Origin of the sequence: Persicitalea sp., from assembly GCF_041751555.1 — a bacterium.
Lineage (GTDB): Bacteria > Bacteroidota > Bacteroidia > Cytophagales > Spirosomataceae > Persicitalea.
Genome location: NZ_JBGSXF010000090.1, coordinates 1 through 4,072, shown reverse-complemented (window position 1 = coordinate 4,072; position 4,072 = coordinate 1). Strand labels below are relative to the sequence as shown.

General features: G+C 48.4%; 3 protein-coding genes and 1 pseudogene. 2 read left to right on the top strand and 2 right to left on the bottom strand.

The window, feature by feature from the left end; translation table 11 throughout:
- Positions 1–396, top strand: a pseudogene (locus ACEW8P_RS02960) (hypothetical protein); the annotation flags it as partial.
- Between the two features lie 139 nt (positions 397–535).
- On the opposite strand, the gene ACEW8P_RS02955 reads toward ACEW8P_RS02960, so the two are convergent.
- Both ACEW8P_RS02955 and ACEW8P_RS02950 read right to left on the bottom strand, forming a co-directional pair.
- Positions 536–1,456: a sugar phosphate isomerase/epimerase family protein gene (locus tag ACEW8P_RS02955; protein ID WP_373511619.1), complete on the bottom strand. Its 921-nt coding sequence runs from the start codon at positions 1,454–1,456 to the stop codon at positions 536–538.
- Positions 1,457–1,557: 101 nt separating this feature from the next.
- Complete coding sequence (locus tag ACEW8P_RS02950; RefSeq protein ID WP_373511618.1) at positions 1,558–2,283, bottom strand: DUF3891 family protein; 726 nt, start codon at positions 2,281–2,283, stop codon at positions 1,558–1,560.
- 331 nt (positions 2,284–2,614) lie between these two features.
- On the opposite strand from ACEW8P_RS02950, the gene ACEW8P_RS02945 reads away from it, so the two are divergent.
- Positions 2,615–3,853: a M14 family metallopeptidase gene (locus ACEW8P_RS02945; protein ID WP_373511617.1), complete on the top strand. Its 1,239-nt coding sequence runs from the start codon at positions 2,615–2,617 to the stop codon at positions 3,851–3,853.
- The last annotated feature ends 219 nt before the right edge of the window (positions 3,854–4,072 follow it).

Sequence of the window (4,072 nt, the reverse complement as noted above, 5' to 3'; positions counted from 1 at the left end):
ACCGAAGACGATGCCACCGTCCTCCACGCCAAAGCCTGGGAATTCATGGAAGCAAAATTTGGTGAAGAACGTGATGAGCGCTTCGGCAAGTACGCCGAACTCGCCAACGGCGACTGGGCTTCTTCCGACCAAGATAAAGTTATTAAAGCCGCCCTTACCGGACAAGTTGAAACGCTTTTCGTGCAGGAAAACGCCGCGATTTGGGGCGTTTTCAACCAGCAACTTTACGAACTGGAAATTGAACCCGCCGCTACACCCGAAACAAAAGACCTGCTAACGGAAGCCGCCATTGAAACGATCATGCAGGGGGGTAAGGTATATCAATGCACCGTTGAAGAAATGCCCGAAGATGGTAAAATGATTTCTGCCATATTCAGGAATCCAGTAACAATCTAGTCGATAATTGAAGACGGTAAATCAATGATTTTAATTACCAAAGAGGGCGAGAGTCGGTTGACTTTCGCCCTCTTCTTGATTTTGGCTGAATGCTGAATTTTCACTCCCGCGCAGGCGGTCGTCCTGTCTCATCTACTACCTACACTCCTGCTGTTGCTTGTTTCATTTTAGCTAAACCGGTTTTGGCAACCAGCAACGCATCTTGAGCGTAATAGGCTGGGTTGAATACTTCAAGCGAGAGGATGACGGGCTTTTCGGGATTCCTCAGGATCGTAAACAACTCTTTCATAGGCCCTACCCCATCACCGGGATACACGCGGTCGGCGTCGGTGATGACGTCTTGAGCGGGAGTGGCGGGGTAGTCGTTGACGTGGAACACCTCGATGTACGGCTTTCCCACCCAAGCCGCTTGCTGCAAACCAGAGCCTCCTCGATAAAGATGGTACACATCCATGAGTACCCGTGCAGAGGGATGTCCGCTCTCAATGGCAATGTACATCAGTTCGCTCAGGCGGCTGAGGTTCTTGGAAAAACCCCAGAGTTCCAACTGCGGAACTACGCCCATCTTATCGCCCAAGTCGAGAATGGTATGGTAGCGCTCGGCGGCTTTTTTCAAATCCAGCCCCGCGTCCTTCGTAGCTCCCATTGGTGGAGCGGCAATGCGCTTACAACCAATTTCGGCCAGCATCCCCATTTCCACTCTAAGCTGTTCTACTGCTTTGTCGCGGGTGTCTTTGTCATCCACGATCCACTGGGCAAATCCGATAGCGTCTTCTACCACGATGCCCGAATCGCTGAGGTGTTTGCGGGCGTCGGTGACGGTTCCACCGCCTTTCAGGTAGTCCTGCAAGCTGTTGATCCAGATTTCGACGTGGTGGTAACCCGCTTTCGAAGCCACTTCAATTTCTTTCATGAAGCCCAACTTATGCCCCCGCAGAGTACTCATGTTTAGGGCGTATTTGAAGGATTCGGCGTTCTTAGCAGCGGAAACACGATTTGGAAGAGTAGATAGGGCTGCGGTTGCGGCAAGTCCGGCAAGTGCCTGGCGACGGTTGATCATGGTTTGATTCTCTATGTTTTTGAATATCTGATAAAGCACGGAAGCGCTCAAAACTAACTACTACTGCGCATATAGAGACGCGATAAATCGGATCTCTACCATTATTGACAAAATTTCCAGGTTCTAGTCTTCACTTCGGCGGTTTGCAAGTTCTCGTCCAATTCCTTAGCGTCTTTGAATTGCAAGAGCCCCAACTCTCGGTATTCTACATCGACTTCAAAGGCATCCACCTCGAAGGGCCATGGCTCCACGCGCAAGTTTTCTTTCTCGTCCTGCCAGATTTGGTGGGTTGTGCCATCGGGACCAGTACTGATATCCATCCGTCGCTGTTCAGGCTGGATTTTATCCATACAAAGTAGTAGCGAGAGTGCATCGCACCACTCCACGAATCGGTAAGCACTTTCTGCCGCTTTACGGCTTATCTTGAACTCTTTAATAAGTACTATTTGAAATTTGTGTTGCTCTTTTACAAACTCTTCAATGTCCTTGTCCTCGTATTTTTGATCCTCATACAAAAAAGTAGTGTGCATGGAAGTCATTAGGGCATTCCAACGGCTTTTGGAAGCAGAAATTTCCATCACGTTACGGTATTGCTCGGCCGAGCGACCCAAAAGCTGAAAATGCTTGGGTGCTCCGGCTTCGGTCAGATTCTCAGGAGTGCGAGACTCGGAAATGCCATCGTCGTGTTCGGCGATGGCCAATAATGTCTCCACAAAATGCGGAGGTCGCTCGGCAACTTTCCAGTGGTAGGCCAACTTGGCCGCCAAGAGACCGTGGGCTCGCTGGTAGATGATTTCCCAGCCTATGGGGATTGATTTTACAATCATGGTATGGTAAAAATGGTGGATTCAATTCACGAACGCAATGCTGACTCGATTTTCTACAGGGCAGCTGCCCTTGCTCTCACTGGCAACTTATTGGGCAATTTCACTAGCAGGTACCTGGTTTTTAGCGCGAAGGAAATATGGTACTTTTACGCTTGCATCGCGGAAGCAACTGAGTGAATGTTTCATCCCTCGTTCGAGTTGCGACCCAAAAGTAGAAAGTTTTCTAAAGTTGCCCCCTTGGTGTTTCGATTACAACCAGTACCCAAGAAGCAAATTCTGCGATATTCAGAAATATATTGATAGATTTTTTTTGCCACTTACGATAATTTGAATGAAACATCTACTTTGCCCTATCTTGTTCACGTTCCTGATTATTGGTTGCAAAAGGGAAATTTACCAGCCGAACATCCGCTCGCACGAATTCCCGAATTACGTCGATACGGAGTCTAAACCGATTCGACAACAGGAGAAGAAAATCTACCAGACTACCTCGGGCGTGTCGGCGTCCAACAAATTCAATGGCGCCAGATTAAACGATTTTAAAGCAGAAAACGATAGTACTTTCACTGTTACCATCGAGCCGGAAAATACGCCAATCAATCCCAGCCCGTGGTATGCTTTCAAACTTTGGAGCGAAACGCCAAGGAAGATTTATCTAAACATCAACTACCAAAACGGGAAGCACCGCTACCTCCCTAAATTATCCATGGATGGAAAAAGCTGGACCGACCTGGATAGCAACCAAATTGCCGAACGGGGCGGCAATGTGCAATTTCCGCTGAATCTTAGCCAGGATACCCTCTGGATAGCTGGACAAGAGCTTTTCACTACCGACCATCTGCAAGAGTGGTTGGGAGAAATGAAAAGAAACAACCCGGAAACTAAGGTAAGTACTTACGGAAAAAGCAAGCTTGGACGCCCGTTAAGGACTGTAACTTTATCAAAAAATAAAAAGCAACAAAAAGAAATCATCGTCCTCATGAGCCGCCAGCATCCGCCCGAAACTACCGGGCAAACGGCTTTTTTGTACTTTGTGGAAAGACTGCTCGAAAACGACGAACTGACACGCGCTTTCAAGCAAAAGTACCAGGTACTCCTCTTCCCGATGCAGAATCCCGATGGTGTGGATCTGGGCCACTGGCGGCATAACGCGGGGGGCATTGACCTCAACCGTGACTGGGATCGCTACAATCAGCCGGAAACCAAACAGATGGCTAAGTACATCATTGACTTCGCCGATAAGAGCAAGTCCAAAGTAGTCCTCGGCCTGGATTTTCACTCCACGTACGAAGACGTATACTACACCAATAACTCCGATACGGCCACGGCTTACCCTAATTTTGCTAAGAGTTGGTTAAACGAAATCAAAAAGTCAATTCCCGATTACGAACCCAACATTTCCCCCTCTAACGTCGGCCAACCAGTGAGCAAAGGCTGGTTTTTCGTTCAGTTCAACGCCGTGGGCATTACTTACGAAATCGGCGACGACACGCCCCGTGATTTTATAAAAACCAAGAGTAGCATCGCCGCCGAGAAGATGATGATGGTGTTGCTTGGGAGGGAAAGGTAGCGTTTTTCTTAAAGCGACAAAGTTCCAAAGCCACAGAGCGACAAAGTATGGCTTGCGCCTGAAAACTTTGTCGCTCTGTGCGGGGCGGCCCCTTAGATTTGTGAGATAATCATTAACTTTAAAAAGTACAATACCAGAAGATCCGAAGGAGTGAGCGGTGAACTACGGGGCGGCCTATCAAACAGAACTATGCTCGGAATTAGTCCCTCACACCTTTTC